This is a genomic window from Pseudomonas sp. MUP55 (genome assembly GCF_034043515.1).
Classification (GTDB): domain Bacteria; phylum Pseudomonadota; class Gammaproteobacteria; order Pseudomonadales; family Pseudomonadaceae; genus Aquipseudomonas.
On record NZ_CP138214.1, the window covers coordinates 4,568,520 to 4,592,267 of the forward strand.

The 23,748-nt window shown below is 60.7% G+C and carries 22 protein-coding genes; 9 read left to right on the forward strand and 13 right to left on the reverse strand.

The window, feature by feature from the left end; translation table 11 throughout:
• Together pgl and zwf are read right to left on the reverse strand one after the other, a co-directional pair.
• Positions 1-714 carry a 6-phosphogluconolactonase gene (gene pgl, locus SC318_RS20565; protein WP_320428252.1) on the reverse strand — a complete coding sequence of 238 codons (714 nt, stop codon included), beginning with the start codon at positions 712-714 and terminating at the stop codon, positions 1-3.
• Positions 701-2,167 (reverse strand): glucose-6-phosphate dehydrogenase, encoded by a 1,467-nt coding sequence (gene zwf, locus SC318_RS20570; RefSeq protein ID WP_306494365.1) that lies wholly within the window; start codon positions 2,165-2,167, stop codon positions 701-703. Before zwf ends, pgl begins: the two co-directional genes overlap by 14 nt.
• A gap of 220 nt (positions 2,168-2,387) precedes the next feature.
• On the opposite strand from zwf, the gene SC318_RS20575 reads away from it, so the two are divergent.
• Positions 2,388-3,248 carry a MurR/RpiR family transcriptional regulator gene (locus SC318_RS20575; RefSeq protein WP_169856377.1) on the forward strand — a complete coding sequence of 287 codons (861 nt, stop codon included), beginning with the start codon at positions 2,388-2,390 and terminating at the stop codon, positions 3,246-3,248.
• Positions 3,249-3,394: 146 nt separating this feature from the next.
• Here SC318_RS20575 and SC318_RS20580 read toward each other — a convergent pair whose 3' ends face one another.
• From SC318_RS20580 to SC318_RS20625, 10 genes are all read right to left on the reverse strand, one after another.
• On the reverse strand, positions 3,395-4,240 hold the full coding sequence (locus SC318_RS20580) for a D-hexose-6-phosphate mutarotase (protein ID WP_306494366.1): 846 nt from the start codon (positions 4,238-4,240) through the stop codon (positions 3,395-3,397).
• 100 nt (positions 4,241-4,340) lie between these two features.
• Positions 4,341-5,687, reverse strand: coding sequence for a carbohydrate porin (locus SC318_RS20585; RefSeq protein WP_320428253.1), 1,347 nt, complete (start codon positions 5,685-5,687; stop codon positions 4,341-4,343).
• 202 nt (positions 5,688-5,889) lie between these two features.
• Positions 5,890-7,050, reverse strand: a complete 1,161-nt coding sequence (locus tag SC318_RS20590; RefSeq protein ID WP_306494368.1) for an ABC transporter ATP-binding protein — start codon at positions 7,048-7,050, stop codon at positions 5,890-5,892.
• A gap of 2 nt (positions 7,051-7,052) precedes the next feature.
• Entirely contained in the window at positions 7,053-7,898 is an 846-nt protein-coding gene (locus SC318_RS20595; protein WP_124387920.1) for a carbohydrate ABC transporter permease, read from the reverse strand.
• Complete coding sequence (locus tag SC318_RS20600; RefSeq protein WP_320428254.1) at positions 7,891-8,799, reverse strand: carbohydrate ABC transporter permease; 909 nt, start codon at positions 8,797-8,799, stop codon at positions 7,891-7,893. The genes SC318_RS20595 and SC318_RS20600 overlap by 8 nt, the downstream gene beginning before the upstream one ends.
• 101 nt (positions 8,800-8,900) lie before the next feature.
• Positions 8,901-10,187, reverse strand: a complete 1,287-nt coding sequence (locus SC318_RS20605; RefSeq protein ID WP_320428255.1) for an ABC transporter substrate-binding protein — start codon at positions 10,185-10,187, stop codon at positions 8,901-8,903.
• Positions 10,188-10,291: 104 nt separating this feature from the next.
• Positions 10,292-11,551, reverse strand: coding sequence for a D-mannose isomerase (locus SC318_RS20610; RefSeq protein WP_320428256.1), 1,260 nt, complete (start codon positions 11,549-11,551; stop codon positions 10,292-10,294).
• A 113-nt stretch (positions 11,552-11,664) separates the two neighbouring features.
• Positions 11,665-12,486, reverse strand: coding sequence for an ATPase (locus tag SC318_RS20615; protein WP_320428257.1), 822 nt, complete (start codon positions 12,484-12,486; stop codon positions 11,665-11,667).
• A 127-nt stretch (positions 12,487-12,613) separates the two neighbouring features.
• Entirely contained in the window at positions 12,614-13,612 is a 999-nt protein-coding gene (locus tag SC318_RS20620) for an NAD-dependent epimerase/dehydratase family protein (protein ID WP_320428258.1), read from the reverse strand.
• A 98-nt stretch (positions 13,613-13,710) separates the two neighbouring features.
• The gene (locus SC318_RS20625) at positions 13,711-14,607 is read right to left on the reverse strand and encodes a LysR family transcriptional regulator ArgP (RefSeq protein ID WP_320428259.1); all 897 of its coding nucleotides are present in this window, start codon (positions 14,605-14,607) and stop codon (positions 13,711-13,713) included.
• A gap of 98 nt (positions 14,608-14,705) precedes the next feature.
• On the opposite strand from SC318_RS20625, the gene SC318_RS20630 reads away from it, so the two are divergent.
• The 7 genes from SC318_RS20630 (at position 14,706) to SC318_RS20660 (ending at position 22,218) form a co-directional block, all read left to right on the forward strand.
• A complete protein-coding gene (locus tag SC318_RS20630; RefSeq protein ID WP_320428260.1) occupies positions 14,706-15,107 on the forward strand; it encodes an ACT domain-containing protein in 402 nt (133 codons plus the stop codon).
• 5 nt (positions 15,108-15,112) lie between these two features.
• Positions 15,113-15,715 (forward strand): LysE/ArgO family amino acid transporter, encoded by a 603-nt coding sequence (locus SC318_RS20635; RefSeq protein ID WP_320428261.1) that lies wholly within the window; start codon positions 15,113-15,115, stop codon positions 15,713-15,715.
• Between the two features lie 177 nt (positions 15,716-15,892).
• Positions 15,893-16,489, forward strand: coding sequence for a superoxide dismutase (locus SC318_RS20640; RefSeq protein WP_065949384.1), 597 nt, complete (start codon positions 15,893-15,895; stop codon positions 16,487-16,489).
• Between the two features lie 127 nt (positions 16,490-16,616).
• Positions 16,617-16,829 carry a hypothetical protein gene (locus tag SC318_RS20645; protein WP_320428262.1) on the forward strand — a complete coding sequence of 71 codons (213 nt, stop codon included), beginning with the start codon at positions 16,617-16,619 and terminating at the stop codon, positions 16,827-16,829.
• A 163-nt stretch (positions 16,830-16,992) separates the two neighbouring features.
• Complete coding sequence (locus SC318_RS20650) at positions 16,993-19,044, forward strand: putative bifunctional diguanylate cyclase/phosphodiesterase (protein ID WP_320428263.1); 2,052 nt, start codon at positions 16,993-16,995, stop codon at positions 19,042-19,044.
• 127 nt (positions 19,045-19,171) lie between these two features.
• Complete coding sequence (locus SC318_RS20655; RefSeq protein WP_320428264.1) at positions 19,172-20,512, forward strand: imelysin family protein; 1,341 nt, start codon at positions 19,172-19,174, stop codon at positions 20,510-20,512.
• A gap of 251 nt (positions 20,513-20,763) precedes the next feature.
• Positions 20,764-22,218, forward strand: coding sequence for a TrkH family potassium uptake protein (locus SC318_RS20660; protein WP_320428265.1), 1,455 nt, complete (start codon positions 20,764-20,766; stop codon positions 22,216-22,218).
• On the opposite strand, the gene SC318_RS20665 is transcribed toward SC318_RS20660, so the two are convergent.
• Positions 22,175-23,233, reverse strand: a complete 1,059-nt coding sequence (locus SC318_RS20665) for an AraC family transcriptional regulator (protein WP_320428266.1) — start codon at positions 23,231-23,233, stop codon at positions 22,175-22,177. The two genes, SC318_RS20660 and SC318_RS20665, sit on opposite strands and share 44 nt — an antisense overlap.
• Before the next feature lie 161 nt (positions 23,234-23,394).
• Between SC318_RS20665 and SC318_RS20670 the strand changes: the two genes are divergently transcribed.
• Entirely contained in the window at positions 23,395-23,706 is a 312-nt protein-coding gene (locus SC318_RS20670; protein WP_124387934.1) for an Mpo1-like protein, read from the forward strand.
• Positions 23,707-23,748 lie beyond the last annotated feature (42 nt).

Below are 23,748 nucleotides of genomic sequence, written 5' to 3' on the forward strand. Positions count from 1 at the left end.
TCATGGGCACCAGTAAATCTCTAAAGTAGGTTGCAAAAACGCGCGAATCGGCATGGCAGCGATATCGTCACTGGCCAGGGCCGCGCTCAAGGTGGTCAATTTCGAACTGCCGGAAATAGACAGCACGGTGTAGTGGGCCGTGGCCAGTAGCGCGCGACTCATGGTCAGGCGCTGGTGCGGCACGGTCGGCGCCAGCATCGGCCAGCAACGGCGGGTACCGTCGGCCTGCAACGCTTGCGCAAGGTTCGGGCTGTTGGGAAACAGCGAGGCGGTGTGACCGTCATCGCCCATGCCCAGCACCAGCACATCGATCGCCGGCAGTTCGGCCAGCAGGCGATCAGCCTGCTCGGCCGCGTCTTCCAGATTGGCCGCAGCGCTGTACAGGCTCAAGAACTTCGCCTTGGCCGCCGCCCCTTGCAGCAAGTGCTGCTTCAACAAGCCGGCATTGCTGTCGGCGTGCTCCACCGGAACCCAACGCTCATCGGCCAGGGTGACCGTGACCTTGGACCAGTCCAGGGCCTGTTTGGCCAGGTTCTGGAAGAACGCCACGGGGCTGCGGCCACCGGAGACCACCAAGGTCGCCTCGCCACGGGCGCTGATAGCCGCGCGCAGTTGTTCGGCCACGTCATTGGCCAGACCGTCCGCCAACAGCACGGGCGTGCGGTACTCATGGGCAGTGACGCCCTGAGGCAGTTTCAATTCAGATATCGCCATACCACGACCTCCCATCCCGCGTGATCAGTGCAATCGAGCTCATCGGCCCCCAGGAACCCGCCGCGTACGGCTTGGGCGCATCACCGGATTTTTTCCACCCGGCGATCAACTGGTCACACCACTTCCACGCGGCTTCGATTTCATCTTTGCGAACAAACAGGTTCTGATTGCCGCGCATCACTTCCAGCAACAGCCGCTCGTAGGCATCGGGAATCCGTGCGCTGCGATAGGTGTCGGAAAAATTCAGTTGCAGCGGACCGCTGCGCAGTTGCATGCCCTTGTCCAGGCCCTGCTCCTTGGTCATCACGCGCAAGGAAATACCTTCGTCCGGCTGCAGGCGGATGATCAACTTGTTGCTGATCTGCAAGCGCTGTTCGGGGGCGAAGATATAGTGGGACGGCTCCTTGAAGTGGATGACGATCTGCGACAGCTTTTGCGGCATGCGTTTGCCGGTACGCAGGTAGAACGGCACCCCGGCCCAACGCCAGTTACGGATATCGGCACGCAGGGCGACGAAGGTCTCGGTGTCGCTCTGGGTGTTTGAGTTCTCTTCTTCCAGGTAGCCCGGCACGGCTTTACCGGCGCTGTAGCCGGCAATGTACTGGCCGCGCACTACCTGGGTGGTCAGGCCTTCCGGGCTGATCGGCGCCAGGGCCTTGAGCACCTTGACCTTCTCGTCACGGATGCTGTCGGCGGACAGATCGGCCGGCGGGTCCATCGCGATCAGGCACAGCAACTGCAACAAGTGGTTCTGGATCATGTCGCGCAGTTGGCCAGCCTTGTCGAAATAGCCCCAACGGCCCTCAATGCCCACCTGCTCGGCCACGGTGATTTCCACGTGGGAAATGTAGTGCTGGTTCCATTGGGTTTCGAACAGGCTGTTGGCGAACCGCAACGCAATGAGGTTCTGGACGGTCTCTTTGCCCAGGTAGTGGTCGATGCGGTAAGTGCGGTTTTCCGGGAAAAACTGCGCAACGGCGTCGTTGACCTTGCGCGAGGATTCCAGGTCCGAACCAATCGGCTTTTCCAGCACGACGCGGGTGTTTTCCGCCAGGCCGACCTTGGACAGGTTTTCACAGATCGCGCCATACACGGCGGCCGGGGTGGCGAAGTAGGCGATGAGGCGCTGCTCGCTACCGACTTTTTCGGCAAGGCCGACATAGTCGTCAGCCTTCATGAAGTCGACATGCACATACGCCAGGCGCGCGAGGAAACGCTGGGCCACGGCTTCGTCGAGTTCCTTGCCGACGTATTTGCGCAGTTCTTTTTCGATATGGGCCAGGTGTTGCTGCTCGGACCCGGCTTCGCGGGCCAGCGCCAGGATGCGCGTGTCTTCGTGCAGGAGGCCGGCGCCATCAAGCTGATAGAGGGCAGGAAATAACTTGCGCAGCGCCAGATCACCCAAGGCGCCAAACAGGGCAAAGGTGCAGGGTTCTACGGTTATCGAAGGCATGATGTTTGTTCTTTTATCAAGTTAAGCTACAAATACCTTTTTTCAAGGCATCACTCAAGGAAAAATGTAGTAATAACCACAACATTTTCCGCAAAAACGCATTGCGAGTGGTGGTGTTCAGCTACCCTCAGTAGGATAGGCCACCGCGAAACGCCACTCATCGATTGGTTACCGCCTTTTTATTTGCATCGTCGCCCGAAGGAAAGACTGAATGGACCGCGTGCGAAATCTTCTGGAACAGATCCGGAACCGCCTCGAAGAATTGAACAAGGCCGAACGCAAGGTCGCCGAAGTGATCCTGCTCAACCCGCAGCAGGCCACCCGCTTCTCGATCGCTGCCCTCGCCCAAGCCGCCTCGGTCAGTGAACCGACGGTCAACCGTTTCTGCCGTTCGTTCGGTGTCAGCGGTTACCCTGAACTTAAATTGCAGTTGGCGCAAAGTCTGGCCAGTGGCGCAGCGTATGTCAGCCGCGCCGTGGAAGCCGATGATAACCCTGAGGCCTACACGCAGAAGATCTTTGGCAGCGCCATTGCGTCGCTGGACAGCGCCTGCCAGGCCCTGGACCCTGCGCTGATCAGCAAGGCCGTGGATCTGTTGATCCAGGCGCGGCAGATCCACTTCTTCGGCCTGGGTGCCTCGGCCCCGGTGGCCATGGACGCGTTGCACAAGTTCTTCCGCTTCAACCTGGCGGTCACCGCTCACGCCGACGTGCTGATGCAACGCATGATCGCCTCGGTGGCGCACACCGGTGAGTTGTTCGTGATCATTTCCTACACCGGGCGTACCCGTGAGTTGGTGGAAGTGGCGCGTATCGCGCGGGAAAATGGCGCGTCGGTACTCGGCGTAACGGCCGAGAACTCGCCGCTGGCCAAGGCCAGCACGGTGAGCCTGAATATTCCGCTGCCGGAAGACACCGACATCTACATGCCGATGACCTCGCGGATCATTCAGCTGACGGTGCTGGATGTGCTGGCGACCGGCATGACGTTGCGCCGTGGGGTGGACTTCCAGCCGCACTTGCGCAAGATCAAAGAGAGCTTGAACGACAGCCGGTATCCGGTGGGAGATGAGTTCAACTGAGCCAATGTGCTTGTGTGTTGGATGTACTGGCCTCATCGAGGGCAAGCCCCCTCCCACATGAGTTCTTTGTGGTTCTCACAGTCTGTTAACGCTAAAGATCAAATGTGGGAGGGGGCTTGCCCCCGATGAGGCCATCAGCCACACCGCTAGACCCCAGCCCTGGCCTGCAGGCTCAGGTGCGCCCTCTCCCCCGGCGCCAGGCTCGCCCCGGCCATCGCCGACTCGACGCACACAAAACCTGCCGCCTCGTTGAAGCTCACGCCCAGTAACGGCCGGCTGCCGGGATGCCACACCACGGTATCGGCGCTGTCGCCCGTGTCGATGCACAGTTCACGCTGCCAGGCGTGGTCCTTGAGGTGCAGTTCTCCCTCATGCTGGAACACTCGCTGGCACCCGCCATCCACGCGCAGTTCACCTTCCTGCTGGCAAGCCTGACGGTTGAGCTGGTCATAACCTTGCGCTCCGTCGAGCCCAGACAGCGCTACCTCATCAACGTGACCAATACGCCAGTAGGCGTGCAAAGCATGGCTCAACTGGCACGGCAGCTCATCCTGATGCTCGGTGCTCAGGCGCAGCTCGAGGGTTTCACCCAACTGCGCGTGCAGGTCCACCTGCCAGTCGCACAACTGCAGTTGCCAGTGCAGGCGCACACCATCGTCATCGGTGCTGCTGTCGAGCAGTTTCCAATCGATCAAGCGTGCCCAGCCATGGGACGGCCAGGCGTTTTCGCTGGGGTGACGGCCATACCACGGCCAGCACACCGGAACACCCCCACGGATGGCACCGACTTGCGGCCATTTGGCCGCGCACCACAACCAGGGTTTCTGGCCGGTGGGCTGAAAATGCAGCAACTGCGCGCCCTGGCGACTGAACACCGCCTGGCACAGCGGATGGTCGATCACCAACACATCGCGCATCTGAAAGCGCTCCCAGGCGAACACCGGACGCTCGCGCAAGGATTTGAAAAAACGTTGCAGCGGTTGCTCATGCATGTGCCACGGTCCCGAATATCACAGTGCAACCCAAAAAAAAGCGGATAGCCATGGCTACCCGCAAAATGCGCACAGAGAGAAGGAGCTTATCGCAACAGCGTTAGAACGTAGACTGAATTTTCAGGCCCGCTACCAGCGCGTTGTCGACTTTGTCCACGCCACCAGGCTGGACAACGTATTGCAGGTTAGGACGCACGGTCAGCCAGTTGGTGACGTGGAAACCGTAGTTGAGTTCGACGTTGTACTCGGTCTCACGAATCGGCGTGTAGAGCGGGTTGTCGTAGTCGTTCACACCGTTGGCAACGTTGAGCAGCTCGGAGTTCTTCTTCACGTCATCGTTGACGTGCAGGCGAGCGACACCAATGCCGACGTCATCTTTTGGACGCGCGTCGAATGGGCCTTTGTACACCAGCATCAAGGACTGGTAGTTGTCGACCAGGTTGGTTTCCTTGTCGTGGAAGGTCGCGTTGGCGGCAATGTTCAGACCGCGGGTAGCGTCGCCGTTATGCGTGGTGAGTTGCTGTTGCGCAACGAACCAGTAGCCTTTCTTGCTGCTGCGGGTACGGTAGGCGGCGCCAGTGGTAGCGGCATCGTTACCGTTGATGTCTTCACGCACGTCAGACGCATCGGCGGCGCTTTTGTAGTAACCCACACGGTATTCGCCCGGCAGGTTATTAACTTTCGGCGACCAGACCAATTCCACCGGGATCACGGTGCCTTTGGTACCGCTGCCGCTGAGCTTGAAGCCGTTGCCGTGCTCCAGCTGCGACGGGTTCTGGTTGTAGGCACCGATCTGTGCATACAGCTCAGGCGTGATGTTGTACTTCACGCGGATAGCCGCCTGGCTGACGGGCCAGTTGTACCAGGTGTTTACGTAGTTACCCACTTGCGAGCCGCAGAACGACAGGTTCTGGAAGTCGCACGGGAAGGTGTTGAAGTCTTCGCCTTCACCGAAGTAGCCGAGTTTGACGTCCAACTTGTTGTCGAACATCTGGTGCTGAACCCAGAACTGGGTCAGGCGCACCATGTGGCCACGGCCATACACTTCCTGGGACGAGCTCAGGGTGCCGGCACGCGGGTCGCCGATACGGTCGTTGGAGATGTTCTGGCCATTACGGTTGGTGAACTGGATCTTGGCCTGGGTGTTATCCCAGCCCCACAGCTTTTGCAGGTCCAGTGCCACGCCCAGACCGAACTGGTCGGAGTAACGACCGGTCTTGTCGTCGTTGTAGCCACCGTGGGCGTTGTAGCCCATTTCCCCAACGTAGTCGGCCTTGATGTCGATACCTTGCTCGATCAGCTTGGTACGCTCGCCGCCCCAATCGCCGGTCATCCACTTGGAGTCGGCGCTGAACGCATCGGCCGCCATCGCATTGGCGGACAATACAAGGGCTGCTGCCGCTGACAGTTGGCAGAGCAGCCGGGTGTTGTTGTGTTGCTTTTTCATCCCTACATCCTCGTCTTTATTGTTATTAAACTGTTTTTATCTAACGCGGGTTACATTTTTTAGTTAAAACAACAACTTAAGCCCTTATCAAATCCCTGTAGGAGCGAGCTTGCTCGCGAAAAACCCGAGAGCGCCACTCTCAACCAGGAGCGCTGCGCCATCGTTAACGACCTTCGCGAGCAAGCTCGCTCCTACAGATGCTTCAACGGCCTTTGAACTGGGCCACATTGTCGGCATGCCCCTGTGCCGGCAATGAAGCGGCGCTACCCAATCGCTCACCGGTCTTGGCATCGAACAGCAATACCTTGGCCGGGTCGAACTGCAGGGTCAGGGTCTCGCCAACCTGCGGTGCCACGTCCGGCGCCAAACGGCAGCAGACCTTGGTGTCATTGAGCTGCACGAACACCAGGGTGTCCGGGCCGGTCGGCTCGGTCACCTGGACTTCGGCACGAATGCTCGAAGAACCATTGCCCTCGCCCACCGCCAGCACGATCTGCTCCGGGCGCAGGCCCAGGATCACATCGCGGTCTTCCAACCCAGCGTCATTCATGCTCAGCGGCAGCTCGCAACGGGCCTGGCCGCTGTCGAGCAGCGCTACCAGGCGACCGTCCTTGCGTTGCAGACGCAAAGGCACGAAGTTCATGGGAGGTGAACCGATAAAGCTTGCCACAAACAAGTTGGCCGGGTCGTTGTAAATTTCTTTCGGCGTACCAAATTGTTGGATGATGCCGTCCTTCATCACCGCCACTTTGTCACCCAGAGTCATCGCTTCGATCTGGTCGTGGGTCACATAGACGGTGGTGGTTTTCAGGCGCTGGTGCATCAGCTTCATTTCGGTGCGCATCTCGACGCGCAGCTTGGCGTCGAGGTTCGACAGCGGTTCGTCGAACAGGTAGATCTTCGGCCGACGCGCCAATGCCCGGCCCATGGCCACACGCTGTTGCTGGCCGCCAGAGAGCTGGCCCGGCTTGCGATTGAGCAGGTGCTCGATCTGCAGCAGCTTGGCCACGCGCGCCACTTCGGCATCGATGTCCGCCTGGGGCATCTTGCGGATCTTCAGGCCGAACTCGATGTTCTCGCGCACGCTCATGGTCGGGTACAGCGCGTAGGACTGGAACACCATGGCGATGTCACGGTCCTTGGGGCTCATGCCGCTCACGTCCTGATCACCGATCATGATCGCGCCGCCGGAAATGGTCTCCAGGCCGGCGATGCAGTTCATCAACGTGGACTTGCCGCACCCCGAAGGGCCGACCAGGATCAGGAATTCGCCTTCCTTGATCGACAGTTCGATGTTCTTCAAGGTGTCGGGCAGGCCGGCGCCATAGGTCTTGTTTACATTGCGAAGTTCAAGCGTAGCCATGATTACCCCTTGACCGCGCCGGCCGTGAGGCCGCGCACGAAATACTTGCCTGCGATCACATAGACCAGCAGGGTCGGCAGCCCGGCGATCATCGCCGCCGCCATATCCACGTTATATTCCTTGGCCCCGGTGCTGGTGTTGACCAGGTTGTTCAGCGCCACCGTGATGGGCTGGGAGTCGCCGCTGGAGAACACCACACCGAACAGGAAGTCGTTCCAGATCTGGGTGAACTGCCATATCAGGCAGACCATGATGATCGGCGTCGACATCGGCAGAATGATCTGACGGAAGATGGTGAAGAAGCCGGCACCGTCCAGGCGGGCCGCCTTGATCAGCGCATCCGGAATGCTCACGTAGTAGTTACGGAAGAACAGCGTGGTGAACGCCAGGCCGTAGACCACATGCACGAAGACCAGGCCGGTGGTGGTGCTGGCCAGGCCCATCTTGCCGAGGGTGAACGACGCCGGCAGCAGCACGGTCTGGAACGGCAGGAAGCAGCCGAACAGCAACAGGCCGAAGAACAACTGCGAACCGCGAAAGCGCCAGAACGACAGCACGTAGCCGTTCAACGCGCCGATGGCCGTGGAGATCAGCACAGCCGGCACGGTGATCTTGAGCGAGTTCCAGAAGTAACCGTCCACGGTGGCCCAGGCCTTGACCCAGCCGATGCCGCTGAACACGGTTGGCCAGCTCAGCAGGTTGCCGTTGCTGATGTCTTCCGGGGTCTTGAAGCTGGTGAGCAGCATCACCACCAGCGGCACCAGGTACAGCAGCACCGCAAGGATCAGCACCGCATAGATCGCGATGCGACTCAGGCTGATGGCGGGTTTGGCGGCGAGACTAGTCATTGCGCTTGGTCCTCAGCTCGGAATACAGGTAGGGCACGATGATCGCGAGGATCGCACCGAGCATCAGGATTGCACTGGCCGAGCCCATGCCCATCTGGCCGCGGCTGAAGGTGAACGAGTACATGAACATGGCCGGCAAGTCGGACGAATAGCCCGGGCCGCCTGCGGTCATCGCCGCCACCAGGTCGAAGCTCTTGATCGCAATGTGCGCCAGGATCATTACCGCACTGAAGAACACCGGACGCAGGCTTGGCAGCACCACGCTCCAGTAGATGCGCGGCAGGCTCGCGCCGTCGATCTGCGCGGCGCGGATGATCGACTGATCGACACCGCGCAGGCCCGCCAGGAACATCGCCATGATAAAGCCCGAGGCTTGCCATACGGCGGCGATCACCAGGCAGTAGACCACGCGGTCGGGGTCGATCAGCCAGTCGAGACGGAAGCCTTCCCAGCCCCAGTCGCGCAATAATTTGTCCAGGCCCATGCCCGGGTTGAGCAGCCATTTCCACGCCGTACCGGTCACGATCATCGAGAGCGCCATCGGGTACAGGTAAATGGTACGGATGAAACCTTCGCGGCGGATTTTCTGGTCGAGGAAAATCGCCAGCATCACGCCGATCACCAAGGTGATCCCGATGAACATCCCGCCGAACACGGCCAGGTTCTTGCTCGCGACCCACCAGCGATCGTTGTCGAACAAGCGCTCGTATTGCGCCAGGCCAGCCCACTTGTAGTTGGGCAGGAATGTGGAGGTGGTGAACGACAGCACGAACGTCCACAGGATGTAGCCATAAAAGCCCACCAGCACGATGAACATGCTCGGCGCCAGCACCAGTTTAGGGAGCCAGCGCTGCAGTGCATCGAACGGCGAGGCCTTGCTGAACACAGCAACAGAACTCATGGGAAAATCCAATAGAAGAAGGGAGGCGGCCACAAGCTACGAGCTGCAAGCGGCAAGACAGCGGCGCCCCTGCTTGCAGCTTGTAGCTTGCAACTTACAGCTTATTTAGCCGACTTGATCGCAGCGCCAAGTTTCTTGGCAGTGTCGGCCGGGTCGGCTTTAGGATCGTTCATGTAGTTGGTGACCACGTCAAAGAACGCACCTTGTACCGCCAGGGTGGTGGCCATGTTGTGCGCCATGCTTGGCTGCAGGCCGCCGGTCTTGGCATCGGCCAGGAAATCCTTGGCGGCGGTCTGGGCGCACGAGTCGAAGCCGTACGAATCCATTTTGTTCAGCATGTCGTTACGCACAGGGATCGAACCCTTGTTGATGCTGAAGACTTTCTGGAAGTTTTCACCCAGCACGACTTTGGCAATGTCCTGCTGGCCAGCCGCGGTGCCTTTGTCTTTCTGCCTGAACACCGCCAGGGAGTCGATGTTGTAGGTAAAGGCTTTGTCGGTGCCCGGGAAGGCTACGCACTCGTAGTCCTTGCCGGCGACTTTCTTGGCGGCGGTCCATTCGGACTTGGCCCAGTCACCCATGATCTGCATGCCGGCCTTGCCGTTGATGACTTTACCGGCTTCCAGGTTCCAGTCCTGGCCTTTGCCGTCAACGTCCATATAGGTCGCGACTTTCTTCAGCTCAGTCAGGGCCTTGACCATTTCCGGGCCGGTCAGTGCAGCGTTATCCAGGTCGACCAGGGCTTTCTTGTAGCCATCGGCACCCATCACCGAGAGCACCACCGCTTCGAACACGGTGCTGTCCTGCCAAGGCTGGCCGCCATGAGCGAGGGCAATGAAGCCCGCCGCTTTGAGCTTGTCGCCGGCGGCGTAGAATTCTTCGAGGGTGGTTGGGTTCTTGGTGATGCCGGCTTTCTTGAAGACTTCCGGGTTGATCCAGAGCCAGTTCACGCGGTGGATGTTGACCGGCACGGCAACGTAGTCACCGTCGTATTTCACGGTGTCGGAGACTTTCTTGTCGAGCAGGGAATCCCACTTTTCTTCTTTGGCGACGTCCTTGAGCACGTCGGTGTCGAGCAGGCCGGTGGACGCCCATTCCTGGATGTCGGGGCCTTTGATCTGGGCAACGCCTGGCGGGTTGCCGGCGACCGCGCGGCTTTTCAGCACGGTCATGGCCGTGGCGCCACCGCCACCTGCGACCGCACCGTCTTTCCAGGTGAAGCCGTCTTTCTCAACTTGGGCCTTCAGGACATCCACAGCCGCTTTTTCACCGCCGGAGGTCCACCAATGCACCACTTCAACCGTACCTTTGGAGTCGGCTGCAAATGCACTGAGGGGGAACAACGAGGCAATGGAAATAGCAACGGCGAGGCGATTAATCGCGTTCATCTGAGTACCTTTTCTTGTTGTTATGCATGCAAGTCTAGAGCTTGCGCTGCACGGAGTTTAAACAGGGATTTTCCAGGCGCAGGTAACAAAGGGACGCACAAATGTCACCACTTGGTGACATAGCGTCCACTGCCCAATGCACTGGCCAGGCTGGGTGCCAAGGGTAATGCAGGCAGCACGACGGCTTGCCAGGCATGGTACAGGTCCGGTTTGCCGCCCCAGATCTTGCTGCTGGGCTGGTTGTGCGGGCTGAGTTCATGGTGCCAACTGCCATGGAGTCGGTCGATAAAGTGGGTTTCGCAAAACTCCCAGAACCGCCGATACCAGATTTCGTAATGTAGCTCCCCGGTACGCTTGAGCAGCGCCTGGGCCGCAGCGCTGGCTTCGGCATGGGTCCAGTGCAGGCGTTCGCGCACCACCGGACGCTGATTCCAGTCCAGGGTGTAGACAATGCCCGGCGCACCATCCACCGCCCAGGCATAGTCACAGGCACTGGCAAACAGCCCTTGGGCGTCGGTCACCAACCAGTCCGGCGTGGGCAGCCCGGCTTGCAGGCGCGCAGCTTCCAGGTGCAGTACCAGCCGCGCCCATTCGAAGCCATGGCCGGGGGTGATGCCATAGGGACGGAAGCCGTCGGCGGGGTTGTCTTCGTTGTAGCCGAGCAACGGGTGCCACTGGGCGTCGAAGTGCTCGATCACCATGAAGCGGTTTCCAGCGGCATGGGTATGGATGACACGTTCGACGATACGCAACGCACGGTCCAGCCAGCGTGTGTCACCCGTGACATCGGCCAGGGCGAGGAACGCTTCGGTGGCGTGCATGTTGCTGTTGGCGCCGCGGTAGGCTTCAACGCTGCTCCAATCCTGGGCGAAGGATTCGAGCATGACGCCCTCCTCCTCACTCCAGAAGAACTGGTCGATGATATGGATCGCATCGTTGAGCAGGGTTTGCGCGCCGGGCGCGCCGGCCACCACCGCCGAGCTGGCGGCCAGGGCAACGAACGCATGCAGGTAAGCAGCCTTGCCGGTGTTGCCATCGATGGCGTCGGGCGCTGCGAACCAGCCACCGTGTTCGCTATCGTGCAACGGGCCACTCAGGGCGGCGACGCCGTGCGCGACCAGGTCGGCATAACCGGGCAAGCCCATGGCATGGGCCATGGCGAAACTGTGGGTCATGCGGGCAGTGTTCATGGTTTCAGCGTGGGCGTCGGCCGGCAGTTGGCCTCTATCATCCAGGTTGCCGAAGCCTTGCGGCAGCCGCGAAGCCTTGGCAAACGAGAGCAGGCGCTGGCCTTCGGCCGCGAGCCAGGCGTGATGGGCAGGTGCGTTCAGCCAACTGCTGGCAGGCAGTGGTTGCATGGTCATGGGTGGCCCTTGTTATTTTTAATGGGTGACCGGAGTCTAAACAAGGGCATGGAAGCGGCAAGTAACGAAGGCGAAGATAAATGTCACCAGATAGTGACATTTTGCGGTGTATATCATTGAGCCGGCGTAGCAGCCGCCGGCGCATTGAGACGCTGATTCAGGTTCTGCACCTGGCTCTGCAAGGTGGTGATATTGCGCGTGGTCTGAATGCGGAACACGTCGAACTCTTTATTGGTGGGTGCATCCGCGTTGGCGGGCTGGTTTTCCTGTGCGCTCTTGAGCACCAGCAGTTCCTGCTCGATTCGAGCGATGGCCGCCGTCGGATTGCCCTGTTTTTTCAGCGCCGCCACATCCTCAACCAGGCCCTTGGTCTCGCCCTGCGCCGCCTTGAGTGTGGCGACCGCTTCGGTCAACGCCTGCACCTGGCCCTGCAATTTGGCATTCGCGTTCGTCAGCTCGGTGGTGCTGGCGCTCATCTGTGCCAGGCGCTGATCCAGCTCGGTGGCTTGCCCGGCCACCCCCGATTGCTGCTTGCCCTGCTCAAGCAACTGGGCTTTCAACTGTTCGATCTGCAGTTTCAGCGCTTCGCTGCCGTTGTTCACGTTGGCTTCGCTGGCCACGACCTTGCCGGAAATGTCCTGCAGCCGCCCCGCCGCTTCTTCGCTGATGCGCGCAAAGCTTTCCTGGGTGGCGACCAGTTGCTGGCCCATCAGGGAAATCTGCTGAAAGCTCCACCAGGCGAGGCCGGCAAAGGCGATCAGCAACGCGCCGACCAGGGCCCATAGCGGGCCGGTGTTGGCCTTTTTCACCTTGACCACAGGCGTGGTCCGCGAGCGCACCGAAGTGGCGGCCGTCGGCACGAAATCATCATCGTCCTCAAGATCGGCCCGCAGGCTGGGAACGTTGTCGAAATCGTCTTTAGCATCGTTACGCATGAATCTACCCTGAATCAATGAGATGGCCCGTTGAGAAGCCGAGCGTCGCAAGTATAAACGGTGCCCCCGGCGCATGGGTCGACCTGCAACCTGCCATTGGGTTCCGGATGTGTTGCTGGTTATGAACTCATGGGTGGCCCGAATGCTGGACTTTCCACCATGAGCAGAACTCGTCCAGAGCGCTCCACAGGCTGACCTTGGGATCGTAATCGAGATAATGCCGTGCCCGGCTGATGTCGAGGGTGAAATCTTTGTTCATCACCTGCATGCCCAGGCGCGACAACGAAGGCTCCGGTCGCCCTGGCCACATCGCGCAGAACGCCTCGTTCATTGCCGCCACGCTGTAGGACAAGCCATAGGAGCGATAGCGAGTGACCTGCGGCAGGTCCATTTGTCGCATTACGTAGTTGACCACGTCCCACACCGGCACCGGCGTGCCATTGCTGATGTTGTAGGCCTTGCCCAACGCCGACCCAGGTGCCAGCAGGCTGCTGAGCAACGCCTCGTTGAGATTGTGCACGCTGGTGAAGTCGACCTTGTTGAGGCCGTCACCAACGATGGCCAGGCGGCTCTTGCGCTGCATCTTCAACAGACGCGGGAAGATGCTCATGTCACCGGCACCGGTGACGAAACGCGGGCGCAGGGCCAGCACCTCCAGGCCGAACTCCTGGGCCCCGAACACCTTCTGCTCGGCCAGGTACTTGGTCGCGGCATACGGATGCTTGAAGCGCTTGGGTACCTGCTCTTCGGTCAGCCCCAGGTGGTCGCGCCCATCGAAGTAAATGGAGGGCGACGACAGATGCACCAACCGCCCGACGCGCTGCTTGAGGCACGCTTCGACCACATTTTCGGTGACCAGCACATTGCCTTGATGAAAATCCTGATACTTGCCCCACAGCCCCACGGCTCCGGCGCAATGCACAACGGCCTCGACATCACGGCACAGGTCGCGCACCAGGTCGGCATCGTTCAGATCACCCTGGATAAACTCGGCACCACGGCGCACCAGGTGTTCCACACCTTCAGCGCGTCGCCCGTTGACCCGCACGTCAAGGCCCTGCTCCAGGGCGAAACGCGCAAAGCGCCCGCCGATGAAGCCGCTTGCGCCGGTGACCAGAATTTTCATGGTGTCTCCTACGGATACAGCTGCAAGCTTCAAGCTTTCAGCTGCAAGTTAAATACGGTCCGCAAGCTATTCTCTTGCCGCTTGCAGCTTGACGCTCGTTACTGCTGATAGGGCACCAACCATTGCCCACAGACGTGCGCCAGATGCTCGGTCAACAGGCCCAACAGTTGCCCGCCACTGCGCCAATGATGCCAGTACAACGGCACATCGATGGGCTTATCTGGCAGCAATTCGACTAACAGGCCGCTCTGCAACTGGTCGCGGACCTGCAATTCGGGCACCAGGCCCCAGCCCAGGCCGGCCTCCGCCAGGCGGATAAAGCCTTCGGACGACGGGCATAAATGGTGCTCGAAACCACCGTTGACCCCGAGCGACGCCAGGTATCGGTGTTGCAGGAAATCGTCCGGCCCGAACACCAGCGCCGGTGTACTGGCCAACTGATCAGCCTTCACGCCGTCAGGAAAGTGCCGGGCGATGAACGCAGGACTGGCCAGTGCACGGTAACGCATGGCGCCAAGCGCCAGGCTGCGGGCGCCGGCGACCGGGCGCTCGCTGGCGCAGATACAGGCCGCCACTTCACCGGCGCGCATGCGTTTAAGGCCCACGGTCTGGTCCTCCACCACCAGGTCCAGCAGCAAGTGCTGCTCGCCACAGAAATCGCTGACCGCCAGCGCCCACCAGGTGGCGAGGCTGTCGGCGTTCAGCGCGATGCGCAGGCGCTCGGGCATGCCCTCTTCGTCCAACGCGGGCACCTGGCTTTGCAGGTCGCGCTCCAGCAAACGCACCTGTTGCACATGGTTGAGCAAGCGCCGACCGATATCGGTGGGGGTCGGTGGCGTCGCCCGTACCAATACCGGTTGGCCGACACGCGCCTCCAGCAGCTTGATGCGCTGGGACACCGCCGACTGCGAAAGCCCCAGCACTTGAGCACCGCGTTCGAAGCCGGCCTGTTCCACCACCGCTGCCAGGGCGGAGAGCAATTTATAGTCGAACATCAGTTTCTCTAATGAGCGATCAGCAAGATTGATTTTTCTTATACCGCGCGCACCCAGAGAATAGCCAGCATCGCTTCTCTCTTGAAAAGGAAACCTCCATGGCTGGCGAAACCGCCCTGGCAACCCTGTTGCGCAGCTTGAGCCCTCAACTCAATGACGGCGACTACGTGTTCTGCACCGTGCCCGATCAGCGCATTCCGGCCGGATGCGAGGTGATCGGCAGCTTTCGTGAGCAACAGGGCCTGACGTTGATCGTGGAACGCCAACATGCCGAACGGGCCGGCCTGGCCTTCGACTACGTGGCGGCCTGGATCACCCTGAAGGTGCATTCGGCCCTCGAAGCGGTAGGCCTGACCGCCGCGTTCGCCAGTGCGCTGGGCAAGGCCGGCATCAGTTGCAACGTGATCGCCGGTTTTTACCACGATCACCTGTTTGTCGGTCGCGCGGATGCCGAGCGCGCCATGAGCGTGCTACGCCAATTGGCAGCGGATGCGGAGTAAACCCTATGTGGCAAAGCTATCTGAACGGCTTGTTGGTGTCCCTCGGCCTGATCATGGCGATCGGCAGTCAAAACGCTTTCGTCCTGGCGCAGAGCCTGCGCCGTGAACATCACCTGCCGGTGGCCGCGTTGTGCATTGTGTGTGATGCAGTGCTGGTGGCAGCGGGCGTATTCGGCCTGGCGACAGTCCTGGCGCAAAGCCCGCTGCTGCTGGGCGTTGCCCGCTGGGGCGGCGCGGCGTTTCTGTTGTGGTACGGCACGCTGGCGTTGCGTCGTGCGTTTTCGAAACAGAGCCTGGAGCAAGGCGCCAACCTCAAGGTGCGCTCATTGCGCGCGGTGTTGCTCAGTGCCCTGGCGGTGACGCTGCTCAACCCCCACGTCTACCTGGACACCGTGCTGCTGATCGGCTCACTGGGCGCGCAGCAGGCCGAACCGGGCGCGTATGTAGCGGGCGCCGCCAGCGCTTCGTTGCTGTGGTTTTCCACGCTGGCGCTCGGCGCGGCCTGGTTGGCGCCGTGGCTCGCACGCCCGGCGACCTGGCGCCTGCTGGACCTGTTGGTGGCGGTGATGATGTTCAGCGTGGCCTACCAGTTGATCAGTGCGCCATGAACTTATTCCAAAAGGCTCTGGAACCTCTATCCCACACAGTTGTTGCGTGGTTTTGCCGCACCCCCGGTGCTATGATCCCGAACTTGCGCCGCAAAGAGTACAGACTCGCCGGCGCTTGTTTGGCCGCCCGTGATCGGCCTTGCGCTCACCGCAACTGACCTGATTAGGAGAATCATCATGGCTTTCGAATTGCCGCCGCTGCCCTACGCACACGATGCCCTGCAGCCGCACATCTCCAAGGAAACCCTGGAGTATCACCACGACAAGCACCACAACACCTATGTCGTGAACCTGAACAACCTGGTGCCAGGCACCGAGTTCGAAGGCAAGACCCTGGAAGAAATCGTCAAGTCTTCTTCGGGCGGTATCTTCAACAACGCCGCTCAGGTCTGGAACCACACCTTCTACTGGAACTGCCTGGCGCCAAACGCCGGCGGCCAACCAACCGGCGCACTGGCTGAAGCCATCAATGCAGCGTTCGGTTCGTTCGACAAGTTCAAGGAAGAGTTCAGCAAGACGTCCATCGGCACCTTCGGTTCCGGTTGGGGCTGGCTGGTGAAAAAGGCTGACGGTTCCCTGGCCCTGGCCAGCACCATCGGCGCAGGCAACCCGCTGACCAACGGCGACACCCCGCTGCTGACCTGCGACGTCTGGGAACACGCCTACTACATCGACTACCGCAACGTACGTCCCAAGTATGTAGAAGCGTTCTGGAACCTGGTTAACTGGAAGTTCGTGGCTGAGCAGTTCGAAGGCAAAACCTTCACTGCGTAAGTAACGTTCGCATCAGAAAAAGCCCGGCGATTGCCGGGCTTTTTTTTGGGCAATGGAACCGAGCCGGCGTCAACGGCCACCCAGGCAGCAGAGGAATTTGCCTCTGGAACCTGTCGGAGAAATAACCATGTCTATTGGAGCACTCGCAGTACTGCCCGTGATCAGTGAAGTGGCCAAAGCCGCCGGTGATATCACCAAGTCGGTCGCACCACTCGTCAAACCCTTCACCGATGTGCTGGCCAAATCCTTGGGCGATGCCCTGGAATCGCAAAACAAAACCGTGGACTTTTCCTGCGCCCAAGAGGCTCACAAGCGCCAAGTGAACTACGCGAAGGCCTGATCGCGGCCTCATCGACCAAGCAGGCGGACGCAAATCCGCCTCGCCCTGCCTTGTCCTGCCCGCACAAACCGCACTTGTCCCAATGTTCCTTTGACTGCCATCACCAGATTGCCAATACTCATGGCATATTGAAGGCCACCCGCATGAGACAAGGAATGCCCCTTTGAAGCTGGAACTCAAAAACAGCTTGTCGGTGAAGTTGCTACGGGTCGTCTTGCTCTCGGCATTGATCGTGGGCGTGGCGTTGAGCGTGGCGCAGATCGTTTTCGATGCCTACAAGACGCGCCAGGCCGTGGCCGGCGATGCGCAACGTATCCTCGACATGTTTCGCGACCCCTCGACCCAGGCCGTCTATAGCCTGGACCGCGAAATGGGCATGCAGGTGATCGAAGGGCTGTTTCAGGATGACGCCGTGCGCGTGGCGTCCATCGGCCATCCCAACGAAACCATGCTGGCGGAAAAAAGCCGGCCGTTGCAGCCATCCTCCAGCCGCTGGCTGACCGACCTGATTCTTGGAAAGGAACGCACCTTCACCACTCCGCTGGTCGGCAAGGGCCCCTACAGCGAGTATTACGGCGACCTGAGCATCACCCTGGACACCGCCACTTACGGCGAAGGCTTCCTTGTGAGCTCCGTGATCATTTTTATTGCCGGCGTGTTGCGCGCCCTGGCCATGGGCCTGGTGCTGTACCTGGTGTATCACTGGCTCTTGACCAGACCGTTGTCGCGGATCATCGAGCATCTGACCTCGATCAACCCGGACCGGCCCAGCGAGCACAAGATCCCGCAGCTCAAGGGGCATGAGCGCAACGAGCTGGGCCTGTGGATAAACACCGCCAACCAGTTGCTCGAATCCATCGAACGCAATACCCACCTGCGCCACGAGGCCGAATCCAGCCTGTTGCGCATGGCCCAGTATGACTTTCTCACCGGCTTGCCGAACCGCCAGAAGCTGCAGGAGCAGCTGGACCGGATCCTGACCGATGCCGGCCGGCGCCAGCGCCGCGTGGCGGTGCTGTGCGTGGGCCTGGATGATTTCAAGAGCGTCAACGAGCAGTTCACCTACCAGAACGGCGACAAACTGCTGCTGGCCCTGGCCGATCGCTTGCGCGCCCACAGCGGTCGCCTCGGCGCACTCGCCCGCCTGGGTGGCGACCAGTTCGCCCTGGTGCAGGCCGATATCGACCAGCCCTACGAAGCCGCCGAGCTGGCGCAAAGTATCCTGGATGACCTCGAAGCAGAGTTTTCCCTGGACCAGGACCAGATCCGCCTGCGCGCCACCATCGGCATCACCTTGTTCCCTGAAGACGGCGACAGCACCGAGAAACTGCTGCAAAAAGCCGAACAGACCATGACCCTGGCCAAAAGCCGCTCGCGCAACCGCTATCAGTTCTACATCGCCAGCGTCGACAGTGAAATACGTCGGCGCCGCGAACTGGAGAAAGACCTGCGCGATGCCTTGAGCCGCGACCAGTTTCATCTGGTGTACCAACCGCAGATCAGTTACCGCGACCACCGCGTGGTCGGTGTAGAGGCACTGATTCGCTGGCAGCACCCGGAGCACGGCCTGGTTCCGCCGGACCTGTTCATCCCGCTGGCGGAACAGAACGGCACCATCATTGCCATCGGCGAATGGGTACTGGACCAGGCGTGCCGTCAACTGCGCGAATGGCATGACCTGGGCTTCACCGAGCTGCGCATGGCGGTGAACCTGTCCACCGTGCAGTTGCACCACACCGAGCTGCCGCGAGTGGTCAACAACCTGATGCAGATTTACCGCCTGCCACCGCGCAGCCTGGAGCTGGAAGTCACCGAAACGGGCCTGATGGAAGACATCAGCACCGCCGCCCAACACCTGCTGAGCCTGCGCCGTTCGGGGGCGTTGATCGCCATCGATGACTTTGGCACCGGGTATTCATCCCTCAGTTACTTGAAAAGCCTGCCGCTGGACAAGATCAAGATCGACAAGAGCTTCGTCCAGGACCTGCTGGACGATGACGACGATGCGACCATCGTGCGGGCCATTATCCAACTGGGCAAAAGCTTGGGCATGCAGGTGATCGCCGAAGGCGTGGAGACTGCCGAGCAGGAGGCCTACATCATTTCCGAAGGTTGCCATGAAGGCCAGGGCTACCACTACAGCAAACCGCTGCAGGCCCGGGAGTTGGCGGCTTTTCTGAAGCAATCGGAACGTGATAACGCGGCGATTCTTTGAGCCGGCACATCGATACCAAATATTTCCCGCGTATAAGCCTTTACACAAAATGCAAATCTTTCGCATTATGTCGCAGCTTTTGCGCCCGCGCGCGCGCCCTATCAACAACCGAAGCAGGATGTTCGCCATGATTCGTATGCCCCTGGCCACCGCCAGTCTGCTGGCCATTGCTATTTCTCTCGCCGGCTGCGGCGAAGGTAAAGACAAGGCCGCCGCGCCTCAGGCGCCTGCCGCTGCCAGCACCACCGCTCCTGCGGCGGCCACGCCTGCGGGCCAGGTCGACGAGGCTGCCGCCAAGGCCGTGGTCGCGCATTACGCAGACATGGTGTTCGCCGTGTACAGCGACGCCGAGTCCACCGCAAAAACCCTGCAGAGCGCCATCGACACCTTCCTCGCCAACCCGAACGCCGACACGCTCAAGGCGGCCCGTACCGCCTGGATCGCGGCACGCGTTCCTTACCTGCAGAGTGAAGTGTTCCGTTTCGGCAACACCATCATCGACGACTGGGAAGGCCAGGTGAACGCCTGGCCCCTGGACGAAGGGTTGATCGACTACGTCGACAAATCCTACGAACACGCCCTGGGCAACCCCGGCGCCAACGCCAACATCATTGCCAATACTGAAATCCAGGTTGGCGAAGACAAGGTCGACGTCAAGGAAATCACCCCGGAAAAACTCGCCAGCCTCAATGAGCTGGGCGGTTCCGAAGCGAACGTCGCCACCGGCTATCACGCCATCGAATTCCTGCTCTGGGGCCAGGACCTCAACGGTACAGGTCCTGGCGCGGGCAACCGTCCGGCTTCGGACTACATGACCGGCGACGGTGCAACCGGCGGCCACAACGAGCGTCGTCGTACCTACCTGCGTGCCGTGACCCAACTGCTGGTCAGCGACCTGCAGGAAATGGTCGGCAACTGGAAGCCCAACGTCGAAGACAACTACCGCGCCACCCTCGAGTCGGAACCGGCTACCGACGGCCTGCGCAAAATGCTGTTCGGCATGGGCAGCCTGTCCCTCGGCGAGCTGGCTGGCGAACGCATGAAGGTGTCCCTGGAGGCCAACTCGCCGGAAGACGAGCAGGACTGCTTCAGCGACAACACGCATAACTCGCACTTCTACGACGCCAAGGGCATCCGCAACGTCTACTTGGGCGAGTACACCCGCGTTGACGGCAACAAGCTGACCGGCCCGAGCCTGTCGTCCCTGGTCGCCAAAGCCGACCCGGCTGCCGATGCAGCCCTCAAGGCTGACCTGGCGGCAACTGAAGCCAAGATCCAGGTGATGGTTGACCACGCAGCCAAGGGCGAGCACTACGACCAATTGATCGCAGCCGGTAACGATGCCGGCAACCAGATCGTCCGTGACGCCATCGCTGCGCTGGTCAAGCAGACCGGCTCGATCGAAGCCGCCGCAGGCAAGCTGGGCATCAGCGACCTGAACCCGGACAGCGCTGATCACGAGTTCTGATCCAGGGCGAGTTGAAAGAGGCGACCTTCGGGTCGCCTTTTTCATGCGCCATCTGCACCACCACAAAACCTATGTGGGAGGGGGCTTGCCCCCGATAGCGGTGTGTCAGCAAAGATTTATTTGCTGACCCGGCGCCTTCGGGGGCAAGCCCCCTCCCACATTTGCTCCAGGTTGTTTCCCGAGCTCACCGGTTTACATGCCCTGCACCGCAGGTAGAATGGCGCCTCTGCCCAATCTCCAGAGCGAACTTCATGGCGTTGCCGACCCTGCGCATCATCGGTTTCATCATCGGCATCTTCCTGATCACGCTTGCGATCGCCATGGTCGTGCCCATGGCCACACTGGTGATCTTCGAACGCACCAGCGACCTGCCCTCGTTCCTGTGGGCCAGCATGATTACCTTTCTCGCCGGCCTGGCGCTGATCATTCCCGGTCGCCCCGAGCACGTGCACCTGCGCCCGCGGGACATGTACCTGCTTACCGTGACAAGCTGGGTGGTGGTGTGCGTCTTCGCGGCGCTGCCATTTCTGCTGACGCAGCACATCAGTTACACCGACTCGTTTTTTGAAAGCATGTCCGGCATCACGGCCACCGGCTCCACCGTGTTGAGCGGGCTGGACAGCATGTCGCCGGGCATCCTGATGTGGCGCTCGCTGCTGCACTGGCTCGGCGGCATCGGCTTCATCGGCATGGCGGTGGCGATCCTGCCCCTGCTGCGCATCGGTGGCATGCGCCTGTTCCAGACCGAATCGTCGGACCGTTCAGAAAAAGTCATGCCGCGCTCGCACATGGTTGCGCGGCTGATCGTTGCGGCGTATGTGGGCATCACCATCCTCGGCAGCCTGGCGTTCTGGTGGGCCGGGATGGGGCTGTTCGATGCGATCAACCACGCCATGTCGGCGATTTCCACCGGCGGGTTTTCCACCTCCGATGAATCCCTGGCGCACTGGAAGCAACCGGCGGTGCATTGGGTGGCGGTGGTGGTGATGATCCTCGGCAGCTTGCCATTCACCCTCTACGTGGCGACCCTGCGTGGCAACCGTCGGGCGTTGATCAAGGACCAGCAGGTGCAGGGTTTGCTCGGCTTGCTGGTGGTGACCTGGCTGGTGCTCGGCACCTGGTATTGGTGGACCACCAACCTGCACTGGCTGGACGCCCTGCGCCATGTGGCGCTGAACGTCACCTCGGTGGTGACTACTACAGGTTTCGCGCTGGGGGACTACAGCCTCTGGGGTAACTTCTCACTGATGCTGTTCTTTTACCTGGGCTTTATCGGTGGCTGTTCCGGCTCGACCGCCGGCGGGATCAAGATCTTCCGCTTTCAGGTCGCCTATATCCTGCTCAAGGCCAACCTTAACCAGTTGATTCACCCGCGCGCGGTGATCAAACAGAAGTACAACGGCCATCGTCTCGATGAAGAAATCGTGCGGTCGATCCTGACCTTTTCGTTTTTCTTCGCCATCACCATCTGCGCCATCGCACTGGCCCTGTCGCTGCTGGGCCTGGACTGGATGACCGCGCTGACCGGCGCGGCCAGCACCGTGTCCGGCGTGGGCCCGGGCCTGGGTGAAACCATCGGCCCGGCCGGCAATTTCGCCAGCCTGCCGGATGCGGCCAAGTGGATTCTGTCGTTGGGTATGCTGCTGGGGCGGCTGGAGATCATTACGGTGTTTGTGCTCTGTATTCCGGCGTTCTGGCGTCACTGACGCTCGACGCTTGCAGCAACCGCGCCCGGTATTCGCCGGGCGTGGCGTCGAACCAGCGGCGGAATGCGCGAAAGAAGTTGCTGGGGTCGGCAAAGCCCAACAGGTAGGCAATTTCCAGCAAGGTCATGCTCGGCTGCGCCAGGTACTGCTCGGCCAGCTCACGGCGGGTGTCATCGAGCAGCGCCTGGAAGCTGGTGCCCTCCTCCTGCAAACGCCGTTGCAAGGTACGCTGGGACAGGTGCAGCGTCTGCGCCACCACTTCGCGCTTGGGCTCGCCCTGGGGCAGCAGGCGGCATAGCACTTGCCGGGCGTTGTGGGTCACGCGGCTTTCGGAAAAGCGCGCCAGGTATTCACCGGCAAAACGATCATGCAGAATCGCCATGGCCTCATTGGCCGTGGGCAGCGGTGCATCCATGTCAGCCTGCTCGAAAATCAGCGCGTCATACGGCGCGTTGAATTCCAGCGGCGCGTGGAAAACCTGTTTGTAGGGCGTCAAATCCGCCGGCTGATCACCCTGCAGCAGTACTTTATGCGGTTGCAGGGTGCGCCCGGTGAGCCAGCCGCAGAGCGCCAAGGCACTCGCCAGGGAGGCTTCGGCGCTTTGTCGGGTGGGCGGCAGGTGATCGCCGTGCACGGTCAGAATCAGCGCATAACCCTCGGGGGACAAGCGGAAGCTCAAGTCGGCGCTTTCGGCGATGATGCGCTGGTAACGCACCAGGCGCTTGAAACCCTCGGCCAGGGTGTTGCTGGACATCAAGGCATAACCGGCCACATGAAACGATGCGGGTCGCACCACCTTTCCCATGTTCAGGCCAATGGCCGGGTTGCCCGACAACTCCACCGCACGCTGCCACAAACGGGTCATGGCGTCTTGCGCAAAACGCGCGTCGGGATCACTCAGGGCGGCGTAGTCCAGCCCCAGCTGCATGAACAGGGCCCGGCAATCCAGGCCGTCCATTTCCAGGGCCTTGACGATGCCCATGGCCCAGCTTGCAGAAGTTGTTCGTTCGCTCATGGCGTCTTCTTGAATAAAGCGGGCCGAAATGGCAGCCAGAAAGGCAAGGATACTAAAGTGGCATCTATTGTCACTGGCTGTCAGCACCGATCACTCTAGACTCAAACACGCTCCCCGCCGAGCACCTGTTGGGCGGCACAACAACCAGAGGGCCTGCTACCGTGGAAAATCTCAAGCGGTTCAACAGCTTCGCCGAGTTTTACCCCTACTACCTGACCGAGCACGGCAACAGCACGTGCCGGCGCCTGCATTTTATCGGTACCACGCTGGTAATCGGCATTCTGGCATACGCCATTGGCCGAGGCTCGCTGGGCCTGTTGCTGGCCGTGCCGATTGCCGGCTACAGCTTCGCCTGGATCGGGCATTTCTTCTATGAAAAGAACCGCCCGGCTACCTTTCAGCACCCGTTCTATAGCCTGCTCGGTGATTTCGTGATGTACCGCGACATGATCCTGGGCAAGGTGCCCTTCTAACGCGCAGGATGAAAATCCGTACATCCATCGCGATAAAAGTCT

Bases quoted from the DNA above. Each gene is read 5' to 3' on its own strand.
- SC318_RS20635 (WP_320428261.1), top strand. From the start codon at position 15,113: ATGTGGCAAAGCTATCTGAACGGCTTGTTGGTGTCCCTCGGCCTGATC.
- SC318_RS20580 (WP_306494366.1), bottom strand. From the start codon at position 4,240: ATGCATGAGCAACCGCTGCAACGTTTTTTCAAATCCTTGCGCGAGCGT.
- SC318_RS20630 (WP_320428260.1), top strand. From the start codon at position 14,706: ATGGCTGGCGAAACCGCCCTGGCAACCCTGTTGCGCAGCTTGAGCCCT.
- SC318_RS20595 (WP_124387920.1), bottom strand. From the start codon at position 7,898: ATGACTAGTCTCGCCGCCAAACCCGCCATCAGCCTGAGTCGCATCGCG.
- pgl (WP_320428252.1), bottom strand. From the start codon at position 714: ATGGCGATATCTGAATTGAAACTGCCTCAGGGCGTCACTGCCCATGAG.
- SC318_RS20665 (WP_320428266.1), bottom strand. From the start codon at position 23,233: ATGAGCGAACGAACAACTTCTGCAAGCTGGGCCATGGGCATCGTCAAG.
- SC318_RS20605 (WP_320428255.1), bottom strand. From the start codon at position 10,187: ATGAACGCGATTAATCGCCTCGCCGTTGCTATTTCCATTGCCTCGTTG.
- SC318_RS20655 (WP_320428264.1), top strand. From the start codon at position 19,172: ATGATTCGTATGCCCCTGGCCACCGCCAGTCTGCTGGCCATTGCTATT.
- SC318_RS20600 (WP_320428254.1), bottom strand. From the start codon at position 8,799: ATGAGTTCTGTTGCTGTGTTCAGCAAGGCCTCGCCGTTCGATGCACTG.
- SC318_RS20620 (WP_320428258.1), bottom strand. From the start codon at position 13,612: ATGAAAATTCTGGTCACCGGCGCAAGCGGCTTCATCGGCGGGCGCTTT.
- SC318_RS20660 (WP_320428265.1), top strand. From the start codon at position 20,764: ATGGCGTTGCCGACCCTGCGCATCATCGGTTTCATCATCGGCATCTTC.
- SC318_RS20645 (WP_320428262.1), top strand. From the start codon at position 16,617: ATGTCTATTGGAGCACTCGCAGTACTGCCCGTGATCAGTGAAGTGGCC.
- SC318_RS20590 (WP_306494368.1), bottom strand. From the start codon at position 7,050: ATGGCTACGCTTGAACTTCGCAATGTAAACAAGACCTATGGCGCCGGC.
- SC318_RS20625 (WP_320428259.1), bottom strand. From the start codon at position 14,607: ATGTTCGACTATAAATTGCTCTCCGCCCTGGCAGCGGTGGTGGAACAG.
- SC318_RS20615 (WP_320428257.1), bottom strand. From the start codon at position 12,486: ATGCGTAACGATGCTAAAGACGATTTCGACAACGTTCCCAGCCTGCGG.
- SC318_RS20640 (WP_065949384.1), top strand. From the start codon at position 15,893: ATGGCTTTCGAATTGCCGCCGCTGCCCTACGCACACGATGCCCTGCAG.
- zwf (WP_306494365.1), bottom strand. From the start codon at position 2,167: ATGCCTTCGATAACCGTAGAACCCTGCACCTTTGCCCTGTTTGGCGCC.
- SC318_RS20585 (WP_320428253.1), bottom strand. From the start codon at position 5,687: ATGAAAAAGCAACACAACAACACCCGGCTGCTCTGCCAACTGTCAGCG.
- SC318_RS20610 (WP_320428256.1), bottom strand. From the start codon at position 11,551: ATGACCATGCAACCACTGCCTGCCAGCAGTTGGCTGAACGCACCTGCC.